Origin of the sequence: Mesorhizobium sp. LjRoot246 (assembly GCF_964254115.1) — a bacterium.
Taxonomy (GTDB): Bacteria; Pseudomonadota; Alphaproteobacteria; order Rhizobiales; family Rhizobiaceae; genus Mesorhizobium.
Map to the genome: position 1 here is coordinate 636,794 of NZ_CAXUSN020000001.1, position 24,982 is coordinate 661,775.

At 64.0% G+C, this 24,982-nt stretch carries 19 protein-coding genes; 8 read left to right on the forward strand and 11 right to left on the reverse strand.

Features of this window, described 5'->3' with window-relative positions; genetic code table 11:
- The first annotated feature begins 32 nt into the window (after positions 1-32).
- Positions 33-1,055 (forward strand): IS110 family transposase, encoded by a 1,023-nt coding sequence (locus ACSQ3L_RS02900; protein ID WP_436158213.1) that lies wholly within the window; start codon positions 33-35, stop codon positions 1,053-1,055.
- Positions 1,056-1,376: 321 nt separating this feature from the next.
- Here ACSQ3L_RS02900 and ACSQ3L_RS02905 read toward each other — a convergent pair whose 3' ends face one another.
- From ACSQ3L_RS02905 to dnaK, 6 genes are all read right to left on the reverse strand, one after another.
- The gene (locus ACSQ3L_RS02905) at positions 1,377-1,664 is read right to left on the reverse strand and encodes a DUF1330 domain-containing protein (RefSeq protein ID WP_436158563.1); all 288 of its coding nucleotides are present in this window, start codon (positions 1,662-1,664) and stop codon (positions 1,377-1,379) included.
- An 18-nt stretch (positions 1,665-1,682) separates the two neighbouring features.
- Positions 1,683-2,396, reverse strand: coding sequence for an orotidine-5'-phosphate decarboxylase (pyrF, locus tag ACSQ3L_RS02910; RefSeq protein ID WP_436158564.1), 714 nt, complete (start codon positions 2,394-2,396; stop codon positions 1,683-1,685).
- A complete protein-coding gene (locus ACSQ3L_RS02915) occupies positions 2,393-2,989 on the reverse strand; it encodes an NADPH-dependent FMN reductase (protein ID WP_436158565.1) in 597 nt (198 codons plus the stop codon). Before ACSQ3L_RS02915 ends, pyrF begins: the two co-directional genes overlap by 4 nt.
- A gap of 316 nt (positions 2,990-3,305) precedes the next feature.
- Positions 3,306-3,911, reverse strand: a complete 606-nt coding sequence (gene pmtA, locus ACSQ3L_RS02920) for a phospholipid N-methyltransferase PmtA (protein WP_292185745.1) — start codon at positions 3,909-3,911, stop codon at positions 3,306-3,308.
- A gap of 169 nt (positions 3,912-4,080) precedes the next feature.
- Positions 4,081-5,211: a molecular chaperone DnaJ gene (dnaJ, locus tag ACSQ3L_RS02925; RefSeq protein WP_436158566.1), complete on the reverse strand. Its 1,131-nt coding sequence runs from the start codon at positions 5,209-5,211 to the stop codon at positions 4,081-4,083.
- A 213-nt stretch (positions 5,212-5,424) separates the two neighbouring features.
- A complete protein-coding gene (gene dnaK, locus ACSQ3L_RS02930) occupies positions 5,425-7,341 on the reverse strand; it encodes a molecular chaperone DnaK (RefSeq protein ID WP_109667494.1) in 1,917 nt (638 codons plus the stop codon).
- Positions 7,342-7,830: 489 nt separating this feature from the next.
- On the opposite strand from dnaK, the gene ACSQ3L_RS02935 reads away from it, so the two are divergent.
- The 5 genes from ACSQ3L_RS02935 (at position 7,831) to ACSQ3L_RS02955 (ending at position 17,381) form a co-directional block, all read left to right on the forward strand.
- Entirely contained in the window at positions 7,831-9,768 is a 1,938-nt protein-coding gene (locus ACSQ3L_RS02935; RefSeq protein WP_436158567.1) for a hypothetical protein, read from the forward strand.
- A gap of 10 nt (positions 9,769-9,778) precedes the next feature.
- A complete protein-coding gene (locus ACSQ3L_RS02940) occupies positions 9,779-13,630 on the forward strand; it encodes a hypothetical protein (RefSeq protein ID WP_436158568.1) in 3,852 nt (1,283 codons plus the stop codon).
- A 221-nt stretch (positions 13,631-13,851) separates the two neighbouring features.
- Positions 13,852-14,529, forward strand: a complete 678-nt coding sequence (rpe, locus tag ACSQ3L_RS02945; protein ID WP_436158569.1) for a ribulose-phosphate 3-epimerase — start codon at positions 13,852-13,854, stop codon at positions 14,527-14,529.
- A gap of 407 nt (positions 14,530-14,936) precedes the next feature.
- Positions 14,937-15,683 (forward strand): GntR family transcriptional regulator, encoded by a 747-nt coding sequence (locus ACSQ3L_RS02950; RefSeq protein ID WP_436158570.1) that lies wholly within the window; start codon positions 14,937-14,939, stop codon positions 15,681-15,683.
- 180 nt (positions 15,684-15,863) lie between these two features.
- Complete coding sequence (locus ACSQ3L_RS02955) at positions 15,864-17,381, forward strand: malonate--CoA ligase (protein WP_436158571.1); 1,518 nt, start codon at positions 15,864-15,866, stop codon at positions 17,379-17,381.
- Between the two features lie 301 nt (positions 17,382-17,682).
- Here the strand turns inward: ACSQ3L_RS02955 and ACSQ3L_RS02960 are convergent, their stop codons facing one another.
- The 5 genes from ACSQ3L_RS02960 to ACSQ3L_RS02980 all read right to left on the reverse strand — a co-directional run bounded on the left by ACSQ3L_RS02960 (position 17,683) and on the right by ACSQ3L_RS02980 (position 22,365).
- Positions 17,683-18,318 carry a class I SAM-dependent methyltransferase gene (locus ACSQ3L_RS02960; protein WP_436158572.1) on the reverse strand — a complete coding sequence of 212 codons (636 nt, stop codon included), beginning with the start codon at positions 18,316-18,318 and terminating at the stop codon, positions 17,683-17,685.
- A 162-nt stretch (positions 18,319-18,480) separates the two neighbouring features.
- On the reverse strand, positions 18,481-19,659 hold the full coding sequence (nagA, locus tag ACSQ3L_RS02965) for an N-acetylglucosamine-6-phosphate deacetylase (protein ID WP_436158573.1): 1,179 nt from the start codon (positions 19,657-19,659) through the stop codon (positions 18,481-18,483).
- Positions 19,656-20,708: an SIS domain-containing protein gene (locus ACSQ3L_RS02970; RefSeq protein WP_436158574.1), complete on the reverse strand. Its 1,053-nt coding sequence runs from the start codon at positions 20,706-20,708 to the stop codon at positions 19,656-19,658. Before ACSQ3L_RS02970 ends, nagA begins: the two co-directional genes overlap by 4 nt.
- Positions 20,705-21,487, reverse strand: coding sequence for a GntR family transcriptional regulator (locus ACSQ3L_RS02975; protein WP_027040192.1), 783 nt, complete (start codon positions 21,485-21,487; stop codon positions 20,705-20,707). Before ACSQ3L_RS02975 ends, ACSQ3L_RS02970 begins: the two co-directional genes overlap by 4 nt.
- Positions 21,484-22,365 (reverse strand): BadF/BadG/BcrA/BcrD ATPase family protein, encoded by an 882-nt coding sequence (locus ACSQ3L_RS02980; RefSeq protein WP_436158575.1) that lies wholly within the window; start codon positions 22,363-22,365, stop codon positions 21,484-21,486. The genes ACSQ3L_RS02975 and ACSQ3L_RS02980 overlap by 4 nt, the downstream gene beginning before the upstream one ends.
- A gap of 198 nt (positions 22,366-22,563) precedes the next feature.
- Here ACSQ3L_RS02980 and ACSQ3L_RS02985 point away from each other — a divergent pair, with 198 nt between their 5' ends.
- Together ACSQ3L_RS02985 and ACSQ3L_RS02990 are read left to right on the forward strand one after the other, a co-directional pair.
- Entirely contained in the window at positions 22,564-23,523 is a 960-nt protein-coding gene (locus tag ACSQ3L_RS02985; RefSeq protein WP_436158576.1) for an N-acetylmuramic acid 6-phosphate etherase, read from the forward strand.
- A gap of 2 nt (positions 23,524-23,525) precedes the next feature.
- Complete coding sequence (locus tag ACSQ3L_RS02990) at positions 23,526-24,785, forward strand: ABC transporter substrate-binding protein (protein WP_436158577.1); 1,260 nt, start codon at positions 23,526-23,528, stop codon at positions 24,783-24,785.
- Positions 24,786-24,982: the final 197 nt, after the last annotated feature.

Genomic DNA, 24,982 nt, shown 5'->3' on the forward strand with positions numbered 1-24,982 from the left:
GTGTTGAACCCAGCGGAAGGAGACCGTCCGTCATGCAAGTTATCAGATTTGGAATCGATTTGGCCAAGAATGTGTTCCAGGTGCACGGGGTGGATGCGACCGAGCGAGTGGTCGTGCAGCGCCAATTGCGCCGCGCGCAGGTGGTGAAGTTTTTTGCCGCGCAGCCGCCGGCGCTGATCGGCATGGAGGCCTGCGGTTCGGCCCATCATTGGGGCCGCACGCTCAGCGCGCTCGGCCATCAGGTCAAGCTGATGCCGCCGACCTATGTGAAGCCCTACGTCAAGCGCAACAAGAACGATACCCGCGATGCGCAAGCCTGTTGCGAGGCGGTGAGCCGGCCCGACATGCGCTTCGTGCCGATCAAGACGGTCGAACAGCAATATGCCCGCGCGCTGCATCGTGCGCGTGACCTTCTGGTACGCCAACGCACGCAGCTGGCCAATGCCATTCGCGGCCATCTCTACGAAATGGGTCTCGCGAACGCCAAGGGGGCGGCGGGCATCGAGGGCCTGCTGCAGCTCATCGAAACGGCCGATGAAGCCATCCCCGCGGCGTTGTTGATCTGCCTGCTGCCGCTGGCCGGGCAATGGCGGGCGCTGGATGGCGAGATCGGCAAGCTGGACAAGCAGATCCTGGCTCAGGTCAGGCAGCAGCGGGCGGCCTTGCGGCTGATGACGATCCCGAGCGTCGGCCCGATCATCGCGCATGCGACGATCGCCGCCATCGGCGATGGCCGCCAGTTCGCCTCGGCCAGGGACTTCGCCGCCTGGGTCGGCCTGACCCGCAAGAACCACGACACCGGCGGCAAGCACAGATTGACAGGCCATATCAGCCGCGCCGGCGATGGCGGCTTGCGAAGGCTGCTCATTCTCGGCGCCAGTTCCTGGTTGCGGCAGGTCAGGGCCAAGCCCGACAGAGGCTCGCCCTGGATACGCGGCCTGCTGGCCAGGCGGCCGGTCAAGGTCGCCGTCGTCGCCCAGGCAGCCAAGACCGCCCGCATCATCTGGGCAATGCTGAACTCGGGACAGGAATACAGGGCACCGGCTGCGGCATAAACCGCAAAGCAAGGCCCTTAACAGCGTAAGGAGCAAAAGGCAGCACGGCAAAATGGTCAGGACCTGGGTCGGGACACTCCGCCTTCGTCATCGCGATACAAGAGCGCGTGTGGATGATTGGAACCCGATCCGCGTAACCCTTGAGGGCCAGCGGTCCAAATTCGACCGCATCAAAAGGCCGAATACATGACCGCTCCAGACTATCTGCCGAATATGCCAATTGCACCTTGCCAACAGGGGGCCGTCCATACATGACGAAGGCACTCGGCGTTATGCAAGTCTGCCACGCTCGCGATTCGTCAAAACTGCTCCAGGCGGATTTCAGGCACCTTCGACCAGAACGATCTCGCCGTCGGCGACCTTCTGGCGGATGGCGGCGGCGCGCTGGTATTCCGGCGAGTGGTAGCAATCATGCGCGGCGGCGAGCGATTCGAATTCGATGATGACGTTGCGTGCGCGGCCTGGTCCTTCGGCCTTTTCATGCTCGCCGCCGCGCGCCAGGAATTTCGCGCCGAAGCGGTCGAAGGCGGGCTTGGCGGCGGCGACATAGTCCTTGTAGCCTTCGGCGTCGCGCACATCGACACGAGCGATCCAGTATCCCTTGGGCATTTTCTTGGTCTCCGAACTTTATGCCGAGCGCATCTCGTCGAGGATGGCTTCGGCCGCTTCCCGTTTGTTGGCCGCAGCAATGATCGGGCGGCCGACGACGAGGTGGCTGGAGCCGTTGCGGATGGCTTGCCCTGGCGTCACCACGCGCTTCTGGTCGCCATGGTCGCTGCCCGCCGGCCGGATGCCGGGCGTCACCACCGCCATGTCGGGTCCGACGATGCGGCGCACCGCTTCGGCCTCCGCGGCCGAGCAGACGATGCCGCCCATGCCGGCATGCAGCGCCTGTTCGGAGCGCCTGAGCACCAGCGTGTGCGGGTCGTATTCATAGCCGACGTCGATCATGTCCTGCTCATCCATCGAGGTCAGCACGCTGACGGCAAGCAGGCAAAGGTCGCTGCCACGCGCTGCTTCCACCGCCGCCGCCATCGCCTTGGGATAGGCGTGAATGGTCAGCATGGTCATGCCCATCTTGACGATGTTCTCGACCCCCTTGGCCACCGTATGGTCGATGTCGAGCAGCTTCATGTCGAGGAAGACCTTGGTGCCGCCGCTTGCCAGTTCCCTGGCGAAGTCGAGCCCGCCGGCGAAGGCCAGCTGGTAGCCTATCTTGTAGAAGGAAACGATGCCGTCGAGTTCGCGCACCGCCTGCTCGGCTTCCCTCACGGTCGGCACGTCGAGGCCGACGATCAGTCGTTCCTGCATGGATTGGGCCTGCAAGGTGCCGGCAATCATGTCTCTATCCGGGTGGACAGCATGCGCGAGGTTTCGATCAGCGTGCGGCATAGATGCTCCATCGATTTGTACAGTCTTTCGTCACGGAAATTGCCGTCCTCGTCGAAGGCATTGCCGCCCTCGGGCACCGAGCACTCCGGCGTCACCACCTCCATCTGGCAGCGCACCAGCACGGCGCGCAGGTGGTTGATGCAGCGAATGCCGGAAAAATGCCCGCTGGAGGACGAGCAGAGGCCGGCGACCTTGCCGGCCAGCGGCCTGACCGGCCGGCCACCATCCCGGCGCACCCGGCTCACCCAGTCGATCGTGTTCTTGAGCAGCGGCGGAATGGAGCCGTTATATTCGGGTGTGGCGATCAGCAGCCCGTCATGGCCGATAATGAGACGGCCGAGTTTCTGGGCGTTTTCGGGAACGCCTCTTTCCTTTTCCAAATCCTCGTCGAGGATCGGCAAGGGATAGTCGGCGAGCGAGATGCGGGTCACCTCGGCGCCTTGCATCGCAAGTTCCTTCTGCGCCACGTCGGCCGTCCTGCCGCTATAGGCGCCGCTGCGCACCGAGCCGGCGAAGACGAGGATTTTCGGGATCACTGCCATTGGCCACCCTTGTTCCCGGACAGGTACAGGCAAGAACGGCTCAAATCAACGCCCACTTCGTCATCCCCGGGCGAAGCAGGAGCGAAGCTCCGTCGCGGAGACCCTGGGATCCATTCCGTGACCTTGGCCGTAGAGTGCAGCGGAACAGAATTCTGCACCGTGGCGCGCACTCGGAAGTCGCGGCATGGATCCTCGGGTCTGCGCCGCGTCGCTACGCTCCTTGCTCCGCCCGTGGATGACGAAGCCATGGATGTTTACGCCAAATGCCGAGGTATGCGGCGATTACTGGCGATCCGCGAACGATCCGCGCGGAGGATTAATGCGCCTCGCGCCGGTAAATCCAAAGTTGCGTCGGCGGGATGTTGCGGAAGATGAAATCGAAATGCTTGACCGTGTAGTCGCCGCGGCCAGCCGGGATCGGCGACATCGGGCCATAGGTCAGCTGCACGATCGGCCGGCCAGCCGGGATCCGGTCGAGCAGGCTCTCGATATAGGCGATGCGCTGGGCCACCGGAAAGTTGAGCAGCGGCACGCCGGAAACAACGGAATCGAAGATCATCCCGCTCTTGTCGCCAAGCGTGGCGTTGAGGTTGAAGGCATCGCCCTCGATGACGTTGACGCCGGGATAGAGCCGCCGCAAATGGCGCACGAAATCCGTGGAATACTCGACCGCGTAGAGATTTTCGGGCCGCACGCCCTGGGCCAGGATGGCGCGGGTGATGACGCCGGTGCCGGGGCCGACCTCGAGCACCGGCAGGCCGGATTTCGGGTTGACGATCGAGGCCATCTTGCGCGCGGTGATCGAACTGGTCGGCACGATCGAGCCGACCGTCTTCGGCTTGTCGATCCAGCCCTTGAAGAATTTGAGCTCGTCGTCGAACTTTTCGACAAGCGCCTTCCGCAGTCCAGGGCCACGTGTCATGCAAGCTCTCCTCAGCGTTCCCCCGCAAAGTTACTTAGCATCTGAGCGGTGCTAGGCAAGGCGCGGCCGGACGCATGTCGTGGATAAGATAATTTTCGTCGCGTCTCAAGGAGTGACGCGGTTCAATGACTTTCGCGGCGCAAATCGGTCTCCGCGGACCCAAAGTGCATCAACGCTCGCCGAAAGACTCGAAAAAGTCCTTCATGCGGGTGAAAAAGCCGCTCGATTGGGGCGAATTGTCCTGCGAGGAGAGCTGTTCGAACTCCTCCAGCAGTTCGCGCTGGCGGCGGCTCAGGTTCTGCGGCGTCTCGACCGCGGTCTGGATGTAGAGGTCGCCGACATTGGGCTGGCGCAGCACCGGCATGCCCTTGCCCTTGAGGCGGAACTGGCGTCCGTTCTGGGTGCCTTCCGGCACCTTCACCTTGGTCTGCGTGCCGTCCAGCGTCGTTACCTCGAAGGAACCGCCAAGGGCGGCTGTCGTCATCGAGATCGGCACCTTGCAATAGAGGTCGGCGCCGTCGCGTTGGAAGAACTCGTGCGGCTTGACCGCCAGGAAAATATAGAGGTCGCCCGACGGCCCGCCGCGCAGGCCGGCTTCGCCTTCATTGGCGAGGCGGATGCGGGTGCCGTCCTCGATGCCGGCAGGAATATTGACCGACAGCGAACGCTCCTCGGTGACGCGGCCCTGGCCAGCGCATTTCGGGCACGGATCCTTGATTGTCTGGCCACGCCCCTGGCATTGCGGGCAGGTGCGTTCGATCGAGAAGAAGCCTTGCGTGGCGCGCACCTTGCCGTGGCCGTTGCACATCGAGCAAGTGACGGGCTGGGTGCCGGGCTTGGCGCCGTTCCCCGAGCATTCCGAGCAGGAGATCGACGCCGGCACGCGGATTTGCGCGGTCTTGCCGGCAAAAGCCTCTTCCAGCGAGATTTCCATGTTGTAGCGCAGGTCGGCGCCGCGCTCGCGGCCGCCCGACGAGCGGCGCTGGCGGCCGCCCATCATGTCACCGAAAATATCCTCGAAGATGTCGGCGAAGCCGCCGGCGCCAAAGCCTTGCGCACCGCCATTCATGCCGCCCTGTTCGAAGGCGGCGTGGCCGAAACGGTCATAGGCCGCGCGCTTCTGCGGGTCCTTCAGCGTCTCGTAGGCTTCGTTGATTTCCTTGAACTTGTGCTCGCAGGAGTGATCGCCGGGGTTGCGGTCGGGATGGAACTGCATGGCGAGCTTGCGGAAAGCGCTCTTGAGCTCCTTCTCGTCGGCGCCTTTTTGGACGCCCAGCGTCTCGTAGAAATCAGCTTTCATTTTTTCCCGCTGTCCGGATGCTCAACGTCTTGAAGCATTGTTGCGTCTCTTGCCGGCACTGACGCTTCGATTTAGGTGCGATGGAACCGCGATGCCAGTGTCGACGCGGGTTTGCCCGCATTTTTTCGGCGAGGTCCGCCGTTTTTTCGCAAAGGGTTGCAAAAAAGCCCGGCTTTCCGCCGGGCTTTCAGCATTATCTTGCCGTCAAACGGTTCAGGCCGACTTCTTCTTGTCGTCGTCCTCGTCGATTTCCTCGAAATCGGCGTCGACCACATCACTGTCCTTGGCGGCATCCGCCTTGGCGTCGGCTTCCGCCGCTTCCTTCTGCGAAGCCTCGTACATGGCCTGGCCAAGCTTCATCGAAGCCTCGGCAAGCGCTTGGCTCTTGGCCTCGATGTCAGCCGCGTCATCGCCCTCGGTCGCGGTCTTCAGCGCCGCGATCGCGTCGGAGATCGCCGTGCGCTCGGTTTCCGAAACCTTGTCGCCATATTCCTTCAGCGACTTCTCCGAGGAGTGCAGCAGCGCCTCGGCCTGGTTGCGGGCCTCGACCAGCGCACGCCGCTTCTTGTCGGTCTCTGCATTGGCCTCGGCGTCCTTGACCATCTTCTCGATGTCGGCGTCCGAAAGGCCACCCGATGCCTGGATGCGGATCTGGTGCTCCTTACCGGTGCCCTTGTCCTTGGCCGAAACGTTGACGATGCCGTTGGCGTCGATGTCGAAGGTGACCTCGATCTGCGGCACGCCGCGCGGCGCCGGCGGAATGCCGACCAGGTCGAACTGACCGAGCGCCTTGTTGTCGGCTGCCATTTCGCGCTCACCCTGGAAGACCCGGATGGTCACGGCCGACTGACTATCCTCGGCCGTCGAGAACACCTGGCTCTTCTTGGTCGGGATCGTCGTGTTGCGTTCGATCAACCGGGTGAACACGCCGCCCAGCGTCTCGATGCCGAGCGACAGCGGCGTCACGTCGAGCAAAAGCACGTCCTTGACGTCGCCCTGCAGCACGCCGGCCTGGATGGCGGCGCCGAGAGCGACGACCTCATCGGGATTGACGCCCTTGTGCGGCTCCTTGCCGAAGAACTGCTTCACGATCTCCTGGATCTTGGGCATGCGGGTCATGCCGCCGACCAGGACGACCTCGTCGATTTCGCCGGCTTTCAAGCCGGCATCCTTGAGCGCCGCCTTGCAAGGGGCAATCGTGCGCTGAACCAGGTCGTCGACCAACTGTTCGAACTTGGCGCGCGTCAGCTTCAGCGTCAGGTGCTTCGGCCCGGTCGCGTCGGCGGTGATGAAGGGCAGGTTGATTTCGGTCTGCGTGGTGGACGACAGCTCGATCTTGGCCTTTTCAGCCGCCTCCTTGAGGCGCTGCAGGGCAAGCTTATCGTTCTTCAGGTCGATGCCCTGTTCCTTCTTGAACTCGGCCGCCAGGTACTCGACCAGGCGCATGTCGAAATCCTCGCCGCCGAGGAAGGTGTCGCCATTGGTCGACTTCACTTCGAACACGCCGTCGCCAATCTCGAGCACCGAAATGTCGAACGTACCGCCGCCAAGGTCATAGACGGCAATGGTCTTGCCTTCCTTCTTGTCGAGACCGTAGGCAAGCGCGGCAGCCGTCGGCTCGTTGATGATGCGCAGCACTTCAAGGCCGGCGATCTTGCCGGCGTCCTTGGTCGCCTGGCGCTGGGCGTCGTTGAAATAGGCCGGCACGGTGATGACCGCCTTCTCGACCTTCTCGCCGAGATAGGCTTCCGCCGTTTCCTTCATCTTCTGCAGGATCATGGCCGAGATCTGCGAGGGCGACTGCTTCCTGCCGCCGGCCTCGACCCAGGCATCGCCATTGTCGCCCTTGACGATCTTGTAGGGGACAAGCTTCTTGTCCTTCTCCGTCACCGGATCGTCATAGCGGCGGCCGATCAGGCGCTTGACCGCGAAGATGGTGTTTTCAGGATTGGTGACCGCCTGACGCTTGGCCGGCTGGCCGACGAGACGTTCGTCGTCGCCTGAGATGGCGACGATGGAGGGCGTCGTGCGCGCGCCTTCCGCATTCTCGATCACCTTGGGCTCCTTGCCATCCATGATGGCGATACACGAGTTGGTGGTGCCGAGATCGATACCGATTACTTTTGCCATTTTTCTAGTCTCTCCGCTAAGCAGGCTCTCAGGACCCGTACAGGCGTTCCGACGAAAGCCCCTGTTCACAAGAAATCCCGTTCCGGCAACCGGCAATCCGGCGCCGAACGGCTTGGCGCGTATATAAGAACAGGCGGCATCGCGCGCAAGCATTCTGCGCAAGGCTTCCATGAACCTTTCCACCTCGGCCTGCGACTAATCCCCAGGTGCCGCATGGTGCGGCCCGGAAAGGAAGCCCCCATGACCATCAACCCAGAGACTCCCAGGTCTCCGGGAACAACAGGAGCTCGGCGCGACCACCGCCTTCGGGACGAGGTCGATGCGCTGGGTTTTCCGTTGATTCCGTTGACCCTGCGGAAGAGCAGGCGTATCGTGATTTTGAGGAAAGCAGACAATTCGATCAGGGAAGAACGAGCCGGACCGCCGCGCCTTGCCCTGATTTGCGCGGCCAGACCCGACGTTCTCCCGTCGACTACGGGGGGTAGGGTCATGTCTCGCATCCGCGGCTCGGTCGTGTCGTCTCTTGATGGCGGCCTGCGCCGCGCTGTGTTGGCGCTCGCCGCCGGCCTGTGGCTGGGTGGCGCCGCGCAGGCGCAGGAAACCCAGATCATCTATCCCGGCTCGATGGCGGTGACCGGATTTTCCGGCACCATCATCCCCAATTTCGACGAGGGCTTGCCGCCCGGCGTCGATCCGATCGACGAAACCTTCATCGACACCACCCGCGCCACCTTGCGCGTGTTCGACGTCTCGCATCTGGGCGGACCGGCCGCCGGCCAGCTCGTCAACACGCCGCCGCCTTTCGAGGTGACGGCGGAGCAGATCGGCCAGGTGTTCGGCGTCACCTACGATGACGGCGTGCGCGACGGCGTTCCATCAGGCGTTCCCAATCTCTACGCCGGCGCCAGCTCGCTGCACGGCATCCGCATCGTCACGCCTGATACCGACGATGATGGAAGGCCGGAGCGACAGCGCCGCGGCGCTGCCGGCGCCACCTTCATGGATGGCCAGTTCGGCACCGAAAACGGTGGTGGGCCGGGCACCGTCTGGAAGATCGACGGCGTCACCGGCCAGGTCTCCAAATTCGCCGACATCGACACCAACAGCGGTCCCGGCATCGGCAATCTCACCTTCGACGCCACTCACCGCCAGTTCTTTGCTTCCGACCTCGACACCGGCCTGATCCATCGCATCGATGCCGACGGCAGGCTGATCGACAGCTTCGACCATGGCGTTGCCGGCCGTCCGGCGCATGGGCTGGCGCCGATCGCCGACGATGGTTCGGTGATGGACATACAAGGCGCTGCCTTCGACAGCGAAGACCCCGACAGCTGGGGCTACACGCAGGACGAGCGGCGCGTCTGGGGCGTTTCCTACCATGGCGGCCGGCTTTACTATTCGGTCGGCGGAAAGTCGGAAATCTGGTCGGTGGGCATTGCCCGCGACGGCACTTTTGCCGACGACCCGCGCTGGGAACTGACGGTCAAGGCCGACAAGGATTACGCCGTCACCGACATCGCCTTCGACAATAGCGGCTTCATGTACCTGGCCCAACGCGGCCCGGTCGAGAACCGTTACGATTACAGCCAATTCGCCGATTCCGGCAAAGGCGAGGTCATCCGCTACTTCAGAGAGAACCCGGACGATCCGGAAACGGAATCGGTCTGGGTCGAAGTGCCGCAGGAATATGCGGTCGGTTTCCCGCAGTCCAACCGGCAGTCGGCCGGCGGCCTCGACCTGCAATATGGCTATGACGCCGACGGCAATCTCGACACCTCTGTCTGCACGCAGACGCTGGTCAACACGGGCGACAAGCTGCGCGACAATCCGGCTTTCGCCGAACAACTCGCCGCCGGTGGACCGCTGGCCGTGCATGGCGTGCAGATCACGCCGAAAGAGCTGGTCAAGCCGGACAATGTGCCGCCCTTCGGCTCCTGGTTCGTCGACTTCGACGGCTATTTTGAAGACCCGGAGGTTGAGGGCCATGTCGGCGACGTTGCCGTCTGGCACCCCTGCGAGGGCCGCGCCGGCTATTATGAAGAAATCCCGGGCGGCTATTTGCCCCCCTTCTACCCGCCGGACTTCCCACCGCCCGGCAATCTGCCTCCGTGTCTCGACGTAGAGGACGTCCAGTACTACTGCACGCCTTCCGGCCTCGAGGCCGATCTCTATCTCCATGACCATGCCGGCTTCGGCGGCGATTCGATCAAGGCCCAGTCCAGGACGCCAGGCGTCGGGGTAACCACCCAGCAGTCGCATGCGCCCGGCAAGCCCTACACGATCGACATCACCGGCCACTATCCGGGCGACACAGTCGATGTCGGGCTCTGCTTCTACAGGAAGTCCGACAAGGACAAGGGTGGCTACTACCCTTGCTGCAAGATGACTTTGCCGCTCAGAACCCCAGCCGTCAGCTGCGAACGTTGAGGAGGGGAAGATGAAAAATCTCGCACTCTCCCCACTCGCAACGAACGCTCAAACATCCGTCATGGAGACGATCATGAAACCTCTGTCATACGCCAGGCGCGGCGCGCGCTGGCTGATGGCGGCCGGTATCGCGGTCGCCATGTTCACCCCGGTGCAAGGCTTTGCGGAAGACGCTGCCCCGATCACCCCGGAGCTGAAGCTCGATCTCGACAGTTCGCGCGTCATCACTCCGAGGCCCGACCGGGTCGTACCCTTCTTCACCAAGACAGGCACTCAACGAGGCTGCGACTACGTCGTCTATTCGCTGAGCTTCGGCTTGCGCGGCGATCCGCAAGGCCTTGCCGACCCGAGCCTCGAGGCCAGGCTGAAGAAGGTCCGGGTCGACTTCAAGGACCAGCTTCCGCACGGCCTTGAGATCGTCAATGTCAATGTGTCCGGCGACGGCACGGATTCGTCCGGCGGACCACTGCCGGGTGCAACGATCAGCACGTCGTCGAATCCGAACGATACGGCAGTTGTTTCCGACTTCCGGATCTCCACTGCCGATCTCGACGGCGTCGGCGCTCCCAACGAGCGCGTCATCAACTTCAAGATCACCGCCAAGATCGATCATGCGGCATTTCCCGCGCCGACTGCTGTCGACAACCAGGGCGTGATCAAGGTGACGGCCGGGCCGGGCACCGGGACCATCATACCGTCGCAGGATCCGAGCAAACCCGACGACGGCGACTTCAAGACCGGCGTGAAGACCTCGATCAAGATCGACGTTACCAAATGCAACCCGCCACCGCCACCTCCGGGCAAGGAATGCTTCAAGGTGGAACGCGGCACGGTCGATTGCGTGCCCGGCGGCGGCGCCTTCATCTACCACATGCCGGTCGGCCCGGAGATGGGCGGCAAGTGGGTGCAGGTCTCGACGACCACATCAGGCATCACCATCATCCCCGACACCCAATTGGTGCCGGCGGGCGGCGGTGTGCTCAACTGGAAGATCGTCGGCGCATCGCCCGGCGACGTCATCCACCTCATCATCACCGGCATCGAAACCTATGCCGGTCCGGAGGAAGGCTGGGGCCTTTGCTGCACGCAGACCATCGACATCGTCATCCCGCGTGACCAGAGGTGCCCGCCCAAGGACAAGGAGCCGGACCTCAAAGTCGAGAAACGCGCCAACGTGACGCGTTGCACGATGGGGGGCGGCTGCAACTTCACCATCAGGGTCACCAATGTCGGCACCGGTGCCTACCACGGCAAGATCGTGCTCGACGAGGTTACGCTACCGGCCGGCTCGACGCTCGATTCAGGGCCAAATCCGCCCTGGGTCTGCGTACCCGGCGCCACCCCGATGACGTGCACCTATCCGGTGACCACGCTCAACCCGGGGGCCTCCGTCGACCTCAAGCTCGGCTTCAAGCCGGCCGGAGGCTGGCAAGGCAGCGTCTTGCGCAACTGCGCCACCTACAATTACGACGCCAGCGGCAAGCCGCTTTTCGGCAGCCAGTCAAACGATCGCGGCTGTGCCTCGATCCCGATCTGCCGGCGTGGCGACCGTGACCGCGACTGCCGGCCGCCGGTGGAGAAGAAGGTCGACCTGATCCTGAAGAAGCGTGCCCGCGTCCCGGTCTGCACGGCCGACGGCATCTGCTACTTCGTGATCGACATCATCAACAACGGCACATCGACCTATAATGGGCCGCTGACGGTGATCGACAGCTATCCGGGTGGCGCGCCAGCCACCTCGACCTTCGGCCCGAGCCCGCCCTGGACATGCGGGCCGAATGGCCCCGGCCAGTTCCGCTGCGACAATGCGGGCATTTCGCTGCCTGCGGGCGCCTCGACCCCGATCGTCGTCAAGGCGGTCATGCCGGCCGGCTACCAGTCGGACACGGTCGAGAATTGCGCGGTGGCTAAGGCCATCCCCGGTGAAAACGACCTCACCAACAACAAGGCCTGCGCCAAGGAACGCTTCCGTCATCCCAATGGCGGCAAGCCGACCCTGCGCATCACCAAGGTGTGCAACGGCTCGCTCGCCGGTGCCGCGGTCATCTCTTGCCGCATCACCGTCATCAGCCTTGGCACCGCTGCCCCCACCGGTCCGGTGCGGGTCAACGATGCCGCCACGCTGGTGGCCGGCGGCGCGCCCGTCCAGATCCAGACCGTCACCCCTGACGGCGCGGAATGGGCGTGCGGACCGGTTCCGGCCAACGCGCTGTCGTGCCAGATTCCCGGGGCCGTGATGACACCTGGAACTAGCCGCCACTTCGACGTGACTGTCTCGGCGAATGGCGCGTTCGAGAACTGCGCGCGCGGCTCCTATGGGCCGGCGCCGGGCGACGACATCGTCTATCCGATCGGCCAGGCCTGCGCCAAGGGCGGCGGCTCTTCGACCATCCGTGTCGAAAAGACCGGCGACCGTGAATGCAGGCTTGGCCAACCCTGCTCGTTCGAGATCACCATCACCAATGACGGGACGACCCCCTTCTCCGGGCCGGTCCGCATCGGCGATGCGATCGGCGTGGAGGGTCTCGGCAGGCTGGAAGGCGTTGAGATCACCTCGATCGATCCGCCCTTCGGCTGCTCGCCGGAGCCGGCGACCTTGCCGCTGTCTTGCATTGCCAATTTGACGCTCGGTGCCGGCGAAAGCCGCGTGCACAATGTAACCGTTGTCATTCCCGACGGCGGCCGCCTAGCCAATCTGCAGGGCAATGTCAGCGGCCAGAACTGCGTCGGGGTGCTCTCTCCCGACACGCGGGTGCAAGGCGGCGGTGACGTGCTTGGCGGCGACCAGGCCAATGTGCAGGGCGATCGCGGCAAGGCCTATGCCTGCCATCCCTTCACCATCAGCCAGGAAACGAAGAAGCAATGCTCGGCAGGCTTCGTCCTGAACGACGCCGGGCGCTGCGTCTGCCCGGAAGGCACCACCTATCGCAACGGCCAGTGCTCGCCGGGCGGTGGTATCGTGCCGAAGCCGGAACAGCCGAAGCGCTGCGTGCTGCTCGAAGGCCAGATCCGCACCGAGGACGGACGTTGCGTCTGCCCACGCGGAACCGGGCTCGAGAACGGCAAATGCGTCAGGACCGACAAGCCCGAGCAGTGCACCATCCGTGGCCAGGTCCACAATTCGGATGGCGATTGCGTCTGCCCCAGGGGTACGGAAGTCAGGGACAATGCCTGCCGTCCGATCCGGCCGAAGCCTGAGCAGTGCACGATCCGTGGGCAAGTCCACAATGCCGATGGCGATTGCGTCTGCCCGAGAGGGACCGAGGTGCGCAATGGCGCCTGCCGCCCGATCCAGCCGAAGCCCGAGCAGTGCACGATCCGTGGTCAGATCCACGACGCGAATGGAGACTGCGTCTGCCCAAGAGGGACCGAGGTGCGCAATGGCGCTTGCCGCCCGATCCAGCCGAAGCCTGACCAATGCACCATCCGTGGCCAGGTCCACGACGCCAACGGCAATTGTGTCTGCCCGAGGGGTACCGAGGTGCAGGGCAATGCCTGCCGGCGCAAGCAGCCGACGCAGGAGCAGTGCGACATACGCGGCCAGGTCCACAACAAGCGCGGCGAGTGTGTCTGTCCGCGTGGCACCGAGGTGATCAACGGCGCATGCCGCAGGCCCAGGCAGGAGGTGGAATGCGCACCGGGCTCGCAGATGATCAATGGCCAGTGCCAGCCGATCATCAGGCGGCGCTGCCCTGAAGGCACGATCGGGCGGTATCCGAACTGCCGGCCGGTCCGCGGGCAACCGTCGCTGGAGCTCAACCCGGGCCTGCTGCTGCAGCAGGTGCTGCCGCGGCGCAGGCCGCAGGTCGAACAGCAGCAGGATCCGGTTCCAGACAGAATCCTGAAACTCCAGGAGCAATAACCATCTGCTCGACACGAGACCAGAAACCCGCCGGCGCAATCCGGCGGGTTTTCCCGTCGTGGCTCCGGGGCAAGCGGGAATGGTTGCAATGCGATCGAATATCCGCACCGTCACCCAGGCTGTGGAGCCGCTGTTGCCGGTACCCTCGACAAGTCACCCACAGCGCATTAGGCAGTCGATAGAGTGGCCGGACGAAAAGGGCGCTCGGAAAGGCCGGACCTATGAGCAGAAAGACCTTGATCGCACCATCGGTGCTGGCGTCGGATTTTTCCAGGCTCGGCGATGAGGTCGAAGCGGTGGCGGCGGCCGGCGCCGACTGGATACATCTCGATGTGATGGATGGGCACTTTGTCCCCAACATCACCTTTGGCCCGCCGGTGATCAAGGCGATCCGCAACCGCACCAAGGCCTTCTTCGACTGCCATCTGATGATTGCCCCGGCCGACCCCTATCTGGCCGCTTTTGCCGAGGCCGGCTGCGACGGCTTGACGGTGCATGCCGAGGCCGGGCCGCATCTCGACCGCTCGCTGGAGACCATCAGGAACCTTGGCAAGAAGGCCGGTGTGTCGCTCAATCCGGCGACCCCGGAAACGGTGATCGAATATGTGCTCGACCGGCTCGATCTGATCCTGATCATGACCGTCAATCCGGGCTTCGGCGGTCAGGCCTTCATTCCGGCGATTGTCGACAAGGTGAAGCGGGTCAAGGCGCTGATCGGGGATCGGCCGATCCGCATCGAGATCGACGGTGGCGTTTCGGCCGAAACCGCGCCGCTGGTCACCGCCGCCGGGGCCGACGTGCTGGTGGCGGGCGCCGCCATCTTCAAAGGCGACAGCGTCGAAGCTTACCGGCAAAACATCCAGGCGATCAGGACGGCAGCCGACAACGCAGCCGGCTAACCCACTGCCTTCTCCCTCGGCGTTCGTCCTTGATCTCACTTGCCGGCTGGCGGCTTCGGTGGCCAGCCCATGAAGGCCACGCTCTGTCCTTTGATCCGGAAGTGGAGTGCCGACTGATTCGATTCGCTGCCTCGCCTATACGCACGGCAGAACAGATGATTGCGCGCGTACAAAGAACGGACGATCCTGCGTGCATACAAAACATGTTAAGTTTCCGCAGGTTGCGACGAATGCGCGAAATTGCAGCATCGAACGCCGGAATGCCGTATATTCCTTTGTGCTAAAGTACAATAGCGTGATCTTCTGCTTGAGCACGCGATGGCCGGCGATATATGGTACAAGTACGAAAAGGCGAATGCTTTCGGACTCGAATTGCCCAAGACAAGTTTTGGGAACAAGGAGTCGCTTTGACATACGGTGCTGCCAATCTGAACGACGACGGTGCAGGACCCAAAAGCACGCTTGCCACCACGGTCTACCAGCAATTGCGTGACGACCTTCTCGGTGGTGTTCTTGAAGCCGAGAGCAAGCTGCGGGTCGAATGGGTGGTTTCCAAATATGGAGCCGGCGCTTCCCCGGTCCGCGAGGCCCTCAATCGCCTCGCCTCGGAGGGGCTTCTCGGCCGCCACGACCAGCGTGGTTTCTTCATCATGCCGGTCAGCGCGTCAGAGCTCGAAGAACTGACGCGCACCCGCTGCTGGCTCGAAGAGCGGGCGCTTCGCGAATCCATTGCCCACCGCACCGCCGAATGGGAAGAGCAACTCGTGCTGGCGCTGCATCGCCTGGGGCGCGCATCACGTCTTTCGCCGCAGAACCTCGTCTCGCTCAATCCGGATTGGGAGCGGCTGCACCGCATCTTCCATAGGGTGCTGATCTCGGCCTGCCGGTCGCAATGGCTGGTGGGGTTCTGCGACCAGCTTTCCGATCACGCCTATCGCTACCGGCAAATGGCCAATGACGTCGAAGGCGCCCAACGCGACGATTTCGGCGAGCACCGCCTGATCGCCGAATGTGCCCTGGACGGCAATGCCGACGGTGCTGTCGAGGCGCTGATCAATCACTATCAGCTGACCGCCGCCATGTGCATGAAACGCTTCAGCCAGGGCGAAGAATTAGAGGCGGTCGCCGGCAGGGCTAGGCGCGCCCGGCGATAGCGGGTTCTCCGGTGGTCTCTTGCCGCCCATTGCTTGCAACCTTTGGCATTGCCACGACAGGCGTGAAACGCTGTCCGCGGTCTTGACGGCGCGGCCAGGAACCGCGAACGCTTTGCCGCCGATGCATGCTGCTTCAGGCGCATCCGCAGGCCCGCCGTTCCGCCACCCAGGGAAGTCTTCATGAGCAATCATCTGTTCGATGCGTTCCGGTCCCGGATGCCGGCGCCAGGGTGCCTGCTGATGGAAACCGATGATGGCCGTTCGCTCACCTATGGCGATATGCTGGCGCGCTCGGCGCAACTGGCGCATGCACTCCTGCAACTGGGTGTCGAACCGGGTGACCGCGTTGCCGTGCAGGTCGAAAAGAGCCCGGAAGCGGTGCTGCTCTATCTTGCCTGCCTGCGCGCCGGCGCCGTCTTCCTGCCGCTCAACACCGCCTACACGCTGGCCGAGCTGGAGTATTTCTTCGGTGATGCCGAGCCACGCCTGGTCGTCTGCGATCCGGCCAGGGCGGCCGACATCGAAGTGCTGGCGCAAAAATCAGGCGCCACCACCGTCACGCTCGGCCGCGATGGCCAGGGATCGCTAACCGATCAGGCCTCGCGGCTGCCGTCCGATTTTCATGACGTGGCGCGCGGGCCGGATGACCTCGCGGCGATCCTCTACACGTCGGGAACGACCGGCCGCTCCAAAGGCGCCATGCTCAGCCATGAGAACCTCGCCTCCAACGCGCGCGTGCTGGTCGACCACTGGCACTTCACCGGAGACGATGTGCTGATCCACGCGCTGCCGATTTTCCACACGCACGGCCTGTTCGTCGCCACCAACGTCATCCTGATGGCTGGCGCCTCGATGCTGTTCGAGCAGAAGTTCGATCCCGCCCGCATCGTCTCGCTGCTGCCGCGCGCCACCGCCCTGATGGGCGTGCCGACCTTCTATGTGCGCCTGCTGCAGCAGGATCGGCTGGACCGTGAGGCAGCGAAAAACATCCGTGTGTTCATTTCCGGTTCGGCGCCGCTGCTGGCCGAGACGCACAAGGACTGGCGCGAGCGCACCGGCCACGCGATCCTCGAACGCTATGGCATGACCGAGACCAACATGAACACCTCGAACCCCTATGAGGGCGAGCGGCGCGCCGGTACGGTCGGCTTTCCGTTGCCAGGTGTAACACTTCGCATCGCCGATCCCGACAGTGGCAGGCCGCTTGCCCAGGGCGAGATCGGCATGATCGAGGTCAAAGGTCCGAACGTCTTCGGCGGCTATTGGCGCATGCCGGAGAAGACCAAAGCGGAATTCCGCGCCGATGGGTTTTTCATCACCGGGGATCTCGGTATCATCGACGCCGACGGCTATGTCCACATCGTCGGGCGCGGCAAGGATCTGATCATTTCCGGCGGCTACAACATCTATCCGAAGGAACTCGAAAGCGAGATCGACGCGCTGGACGGGGTCAGCGAAAGCGCCGTCATCGGCGTTGCCCATCCGGATTTCGGCGAAGGCGTCACCGCTGTCGTCGTACGGGCGCCGGCATCGCAGATCACCGCGGCCGAGATTCTCGGTGCCATCGCCGAACGCGTGGCGAAATACAAGCACCCGAAACGGGTGATCTTCGTCGACGAATTGCCGCGCAACACCATGGGCAAGGTGCAGAAGAATCTGCTGCGCGACACCTACAAGGGGCTCTATGAGGCCGGCTAATAAGCACCTCACGGCCCGACAGGGCGAGCGCCCTGGCGATGGAGAGCCCGACGACACCGCTCCCAATCGACGTCATCCATGGACTTCTCCAGGGCCAACATTGTGGGTCGCGTGCGTTCACTCCGGCTTGGTGGCCCAGGCCCCTATTTCCGATCGCCCCATCAGCGTGCCGCCGGCACCGATCTCCGAAAGGATACGGTCAGCGAGTGTAGGGGGCTCGACCTGCGAAGCTGCCACGATCCCCAACCTCTCCATGGTCGGCAATTGTGTCTCCACGAGATCGGTCACGAGGCGCACAACGTCAACCGCCCCGTGGTCCTGACGAGATGACCGCCTCCAACCTCAGGATCGGCGAGGGTAAACCAGCCTCTTCGAACAAAGAGGCAAGTCGCGCACCAAGGCGCACCTGCGCTCCCGCCCCTTCGATTGTGCGGCTGAGCCACCCACATACCTGATCGTATGTTGGCGACGGGGGCGACGAACGGGCGCCATCCCAGTCAAGTTCGTGGAATACGACAATCCCACCAGGCCGCAAATGACGGACGATCTGTCGGAGCGACTGTGCTGGATCGGGTATGAATTGAAGGACGTAGCGACCAACTATCGCATCGAAGGGTTGGTCAAAATTCAGTTCAGCCGGATCGCCGTGTCTGAAGGAGATTCTGCCGGACTCGCCATTCTTGGCGCGTAGTTCCGCCCGTTCGACAGCTGCAAGGGCAAGGTCAGTGCCCACAACCTCGCCAGTCGGCCCGACGAGTTCGCCGCAGAGAAACGCGACATCGCCGGCCCCGCTGCCGATATCGAGTATGCGCATACCTTTTGCGATCCCGGCAGCTTCCAGAAAGCGACGCGTGATCGGATCGATCAGTCGTGCCTGGGTACTGAGACGGCGCAGTTCCGCCTCGGCATGCCCCAGCACGTAGTCGGTATCGTTCATCAAGACCCCCAACGGCCCAATTCTAGCACGGATCGCAACATTCGCCATGTCCAGTGCCGGTGTCTCGATCTGGCGCCACTTTCTTGTTCCCAGTCGACGAGATGAATGGCGGCACCCGCCCATCTCGGCCATTTCCGGCGGTCGGCTGATTGAGTTTTGATCCTAGGGCAAAGTGCCGGCAACGGCTGCAAAAACCCTTTCGCCGCCGATCCACACGCTTTTGATGTCGAGATCATCCGACAGCGAGACAAAATCGGCCGCCGTGCCGTTGGCGAAGCGCCCGAGCCGGTGTGACTGGCCGATCGCCTGCGCCGGATAGAGCGAGGCCATGCGCAGCGCTTCCGAAAGGTCCAGCCCGACAACCCGATGGATGTATCGAACAGCCGAGATCATATCGAGATCGGCGCCCGCCAGCGTTCCGTCGGCAAGCCGCAGGCTGCCGTCCCTGCGGTAGATGGTGCGGCCGTTGAGCGTGAACGAGGTCATGTCGGTGCCGATCGTCGCCATGGCGTCGCTGACCAGCACGATCTTGCCGGGACCTTGCTTGGCGCGGAGCGCGATCTTGATGGTGGCGGGATCGACATGGATGCCGTCTGCGATGAGCCCGGCGGACAAGGTGCCGATGTCGATGGCCGCGCCCGCCAGTCCGGGCTCGCGATTGCCGATCTGGCTCATTGCATTGAACAGATGGGTGATCACGCTCGCGCCGGCTTCGGCGAAGGTGCTGGCGGTGGCATAGCCGGTGTCGGAATGGCCGAGGCTGACGATGATACCGGCCTTGGCGAGTGTCGCGACGCGTGCCGGTTCGACGGATTCCGGCGCGACGGTGGTGAGCAGCACCGGCAGTTTCTGCCGTGCCGCGATCAGCATCACCTGGTCGGCATCCGTCATTGGCCGGATCAGTGCCGGATCATGCGCACCCTTGCGGGCGACCGACAGGTGCGGGCCTTCGAGATGCAGGCCAAGGAAGCCCGGCACCTTCCGCAGCGCCGCTGCTTCGCCAGCGGCGACGGCGGCGGCGGTGATGCCGGGCGTGTCGGTGATCAGTGTCGCAAGCAGCGCCGTCGTGCCGAAGGGCGCATGCGCCCTGCAGATGGTTTCGATCGAGACGACATCGGGGTGGTCGTTGAGCATGACGCCGCCACCGCCATTGACCTGCAAGTCGACGAAGCCCGGCGTCAGCACGCCGCCGCCGGTATCGATGACGCGGACATCCGAGGGGATGGCGCTCGTCGGCAAAATAGCCTCGACGAGGCCGTCGCGCACGACCAGCGCATGGCCTTCATGCCAGTCGTCGCCGTCGAAAATCCGGGCACCAGTCAGGGCAAAACGGTCGCTCATACGGTCTCCGTCACCTTGCGAAGATTGCGCGGCGCGTCCGGATCGAGGCCGCGATGGCGGGCAAAGGCCTCGACGAACATGTAGAAGGAAACGATCAGCGTCAGCGGGTCGGTCAGCGGATGGCCGGTGGCGACATGCGGCAGGCGCACGGCGCGCTGGGCTAGTGCGGAGGTGACGAACACCGGCGCGCCCTTGGCCGCCAGGTTGTCAGCGGCTTCCGCGATTGACGGTTCGGACGCGTCGCGCGCGGCCAGCGCCAGCACCGGAAAATCGGGGCCGATCAGCGCCAGCGGGCCGTGCATGACTTCGGCGGCGCTATAAGCCTCGGCATGCATGCCGCAGGTTTCCTTGAATTTCAGCGCCGCCTCATTGGCCATCGCCGCCGACGGTCCGCGGCCGAGGATGAACAGCGACTTCTGCTTTTCGATCGTTTCGGCCAGCACGCCCATCCAGTCGCATTCGATCGCCTTGCGGAAATGCTCCGGCAAGCCGGCGAGTGCCTTAAGCAGCGCATCGTCGCCGGTGGCATGCGCCATCAAAGCGAGACCGGCGACGGCGGAATTGATGAAGGTCTTGGTTGCCGCCACGCTGCGCTCGGGGCCGGCCAGGATATCGATGGCATAGTCCGAGGCACGCGCCAGTGGCGAATCGGCGGTGTTGGTGATGGCGATGGTCAGTGCGCCACCGGCCCGTGCCGTCTCGGCCATGGCGACGATGTCGGGGCTCTTGCCCGATTGCGAGATCGCCAGGCAGGCCGAGCCGGCGAGCCTGAGCTTGCGGCCATAGATCGAGGCGATCGACGGCCCGACCGACGCCACGGCCAGGCCCGCGGTCAGCTCGACGGCGTATTTCATGAAGGTGGCGGCGTGGTCGGACGAGCCGCGCGCCACGGTGACGACGAACTGCGGGTCGCGCTCGCGGATGCCGCGCCCGGCCTCGGTCAGCACTGCGCCGGAGCCATCGAGCAGGCGGGCGACGGCTTGCGGGATCTCCTCGATCTCGCGCCGCATATGGGTCGGCTCCGTCGACTTGATTGGCTCTGTACTCATGGTCGGCCCTCTTCGCTTGGCCCTGTCAGCCGCAGTTCGGCGACGAAATCATAGGCATCGCCCCGATAGATAGAGCGGGTGAATTCGATCACCTTGCCGCTCGCCAGATAGGAAATGCGTTCGATGTGCAGGCCGGCAATACCGGGCGGCACTTCCAGCAGGCGCGCGTCGCTGTCGCCGAGATTGGCGGCGGAGATGCGCTGCACCGCCCGCACCGGCCGGTTGCCGGTCAGTTCCAGCGCCGCATAGAGCGAGGAGCCGATATCGGCCGGATCGGGCAGCACGCTGGCCGACAGCGAGGCACGTTCGATCGCCAGCGGCGTGTCGTTGGCAATACGCAGGCGCGCCACGCGCGCCACCAGTTCGCTCGACGACAGGCCGAGCACCATCATCTCGTCGGGCGAAGGTGCGTAAAGGCCGCGATCGAGCCAGGCCGAACGCACCGCCATGCCGCGCCGCGCCATGTCCTCGGTAAACGAGGTCAGCCGCGACAGCGACTGTTCGACACGCTCCATACGCGGCGCCACGAAGGTGCCGGAACCGTGCCGTTGGACCAGGATGCCGCCCTTGACCAGATCCTGCACCGCCTTGCGCACGGTGACGCGCGAAATATCGGCCTTGGTGGCGATGTCGCGCTCGGAAGGCAGCGCGTCGCCCGGCCCGATCAGGCCGCGATTGACCGCGTCCTCTATGCTCTTGCGAAGCTGCAGATAGAGCGGCGCGCCGCTCTGCGCCTGATGTTTCAGCGTGGCGAAGATCTGGTCGGCGGCCTCGCTCATCGAACCGCCTCCGCATGTCCGGCGAAAAGGCGGACCGCCATCTGCACGGCGCCGCCCAGCGCGTCGTCGAGCGGCGGCTTCAGCAGTGCCCGGTAGCGCGCCGAGAGGCGCGGCGCGTAGAGCGGGGCCAGCCCGCCGAGCAGGCAAAGCGGCGCGTCGTCCGCGAGATCGAGCGCGCCGAGCGAGGCCTCGACATCGGCGACCACCCTGTCCAGGATCCAGTTGGCGACACTGTCGCCCTTCTCGGCATGCTCGAACACCTTGGGTGCGAAGCCGCCGAAATCGCCTGGCTTGGCATTGGTGGTGAATTCGACGACGTCCTCCGGATTGTTGCGGAAGACGGCCAGCATGCTTTGCGTCAACGGCGAGCCGGCGCGGACGCCGTCATAGGCAAGCAGTGTCTGTTCGAGCAGGTCGCGGCCGATGCGGGCGCCGCTGCCCTGGTCGCCGACCTGAAAGCCCCAGCCACCGATGGCGCGCGACTTGCCGTTCTTGCGCGCCATATAGGCGGTGCCGGTGCCGAGGATCGCCATGGCGCCGTCACCGGAGCCGACAGCGCCTTCCAGCGCGATTTCGGCATCGGTCTCGACACGGCTGATGCTGAACGGCAGGATCGCTTCGAGCTGCTGCCGGTAGGTGCCGACATTGGCGCCGGCAAGGCCGAGAATGGCCGGTGTTTGCGGGATCAGTTCCGCATCCTGCCCGGCGGCGATGAACGCCTGCCTGGCGGCCTCGACGATGTTCGAGCGGGCGCCGGTCAGGTCGGTGCGGATGTTGGCGGCGCCGCTCTTGGCGCGGCCAACGACCGTGCCATCCGCTGTTGCCAGGGCGGCCCTGCAGCTGGTGCCGCCGCCATCTATGCCGAGCACGAAATTCACGTAATTTCTCCTCCGGGCGGATAATACCAATAAAATACCAATAGCCAAGGGTTAATTTCCGTTTCAAAAAGATTAAGCCGTATTTTATTGAAAAATCTAGGCATTTCGCCGGCTTAGCGTTTTCCGGTCAGCGAATTCGTTAATGCGTGTGGACAAGTGGTATTTTTTTGGTATTGTTCTGGTATTGGAGGGACTGGGATGGCCGAAACGCGCACCGAAGCGCTTCACCAGAATGCCGAGGGGCTGGATATCCAGGCCCCGGACGCCATCCTTTCCTATTTGGCCGATGCGCAGATCGAAGCCGCCAGGGTCGTGCGCCAGGCCATTCCGTCCATCGCCAGGGCGGCCGAGATCATCGCCGGCAGGCTGAACAGCGGCGGCAAGCTCGCTTACGCAGCGGCCGGCAGCTCCGGCCTGATGGCGCTGGCCGACGCGCTGGAGCTACCGGGCACCTTCGGCATTCACCGCGACCGCATCGCCATCCTGATCGCCGGCGGCGACGACGCCTTCCGCACACTGGCCGGTGGACCCGAAGACGATACCGAGGAGGCCGCGGCAGCGGTCGCCAAGGCCGGCCTCGGCAAGGGCGACTGCCTGATCGCCATTTCCGCCAGCGGCACGACGCCCTATGCGGTGCGGGCCATCGAGGACGCGCGGCTTCAGGGCGCCGCCACAATCGCTATTGCCAACAACGGCAACTCGCTGCTGTTGCGTCTGGCCGACGTCGCCATCCTGCTCGAAACACCGCCGGAGCTGATCGCCGGCTCGACGCGCATGGGCGCCGGCACCGCCCAGAAGATCGCGCTCAACATGCTGTCGACGCTGACCGCGGTCCATCTCGGCCATGTGCATGACGGCTACATGGTCAATTTGACGGCCGACAACATCAAGCTGCGCGACCGCGCGGCGCGCATCGTCGCCGCCGTCAGCGGGCGCGGCACGGACGAAGCGGCCCGCCTGCTCGAGAAGAGCGGCGGCGCGGTCAAGACCGCCATTCTGCTTGCCGCCGGCGCCGACAGCGCCGACGCGGCGCGGAAGATACTGGAAGAGGCCGGCCAGAAGCTGCGGCCGGCCCTTTCCGCTATAGAGGGGAGCAAGAGGTCAAAAGCCTCCGTTCTCATCAAAACCGAGCCTGAAAAAGGTCAACAGGGAGACTGAGCATGACAACGAAACTACTGACGGCACTGCTTCTGGGCACCAGCATTCTCGGCTCCGCCGGGGTTGCCTATGCCGACGACGTAACGCTTAACATTGAAAGCTGGCGCGGTGACGACCTTGCCATCTGGAAGGACAAGCTGATTCCGGCTTTCGAAGCCAAGAACCCGGGCATCAAAGTGGTGTTCGCGCCATCGGCGCCGACCGAGTATGACGCCGCACTCGGCGCCAAGCTCGCCGCCGGCTCGGCGGGCGACCTGATCACCTGCCGCCCGTTCGACAAGTCGCTTGAGCTGTTCAAGAAGGGCAACCTCGCCGACCTCTCGGCGCTGCCCGGCATGGAGAACTTCTCGCCGGTGGCCAAGTCCGCCTGGCAGACCGACGACGGCAAGGCGAGCTTCTGCGTGCCGATGGCCTCGGTCATCCACGGCTTCATCTACAACAAGGACGCCTTCGACAAGCTCGGCATCAAGGTGCCGGAGACCCGCGACGAGTTCTTCGCCGCGCTCGACAAGATCAAGGCCGACGGCACCTACATCCCGATGGCGATGGGCACCAAGGACCTCTGGGAAGCCGCGACCATGGGCTACCAGAACATCGGCCCCAACTACTGGAAGGGCGAGGACGGCCGCGCGGCGCTGATCAAGGGCGATCAGAAGCTGACCGACAAGGACTGGGTCGCGCCGTATGAGGAACTGGCAAAGTGGAAGCCTTATCTGGGCGACGGCTTTGAAGCCCAGACCTATCCGGACAGCCAGAACCTGTTCACGCTCGGCCGCGCCGCCATCTACCCGGCCGGCTCGTGGGAAATCGGCCTGTTCAACACCCAGGCGCAGTTCAAGATGGGCGCCTTCCCGCCGCCGGTCGAGAAGGCCGGCGACACCTGCTACATTTCCGACCATACCGATATCGGCATGGGCCTGAATGCGGCTTCGAAGAACGCCGATGCAGCCAAGACCTTCCTGTCCTGGGTCGCCTCGCCGGACTTCGCCACCATCTACGCCAACGCGCTGCCAGGCTTCTTCAGCCTGAATTCCGCGCCGGTGAAGATGGAAGACCCGCTGGCGCAGGAATTCGTCTCCTGGCGCGGCAAGTGCAAGTCGACGATCCGCTCGACCTACCAGATCCTGTCGCGCGGCACGCCGAACCTCGAAAACGAGACCTGGGTTGAATCGGCCAACGTCATCAACGGCACCGATACGCCGGAAGTCGCGGCCAAGAAGCTGCAGACCGGTCTCGACAGCTGGTACAAGCCGGCCAAGTAAGAGCTCAGGCAACGGAGCCGGCCGGGCGCAGGCCTGGCCGGTTCCGGACTACCTCATTCAGAGTTCGCCTATTCAGATTGCGATTGTCGGCACCGCCTCCCGGCCTTACCCTCTCTTCGGGGAAGGCTAGCTGATCAGTCGCAGGCCTTTGTTCTTGCCGCATCGGGCAGGAATGTTCGGGCCGTGCATCGAGGCAT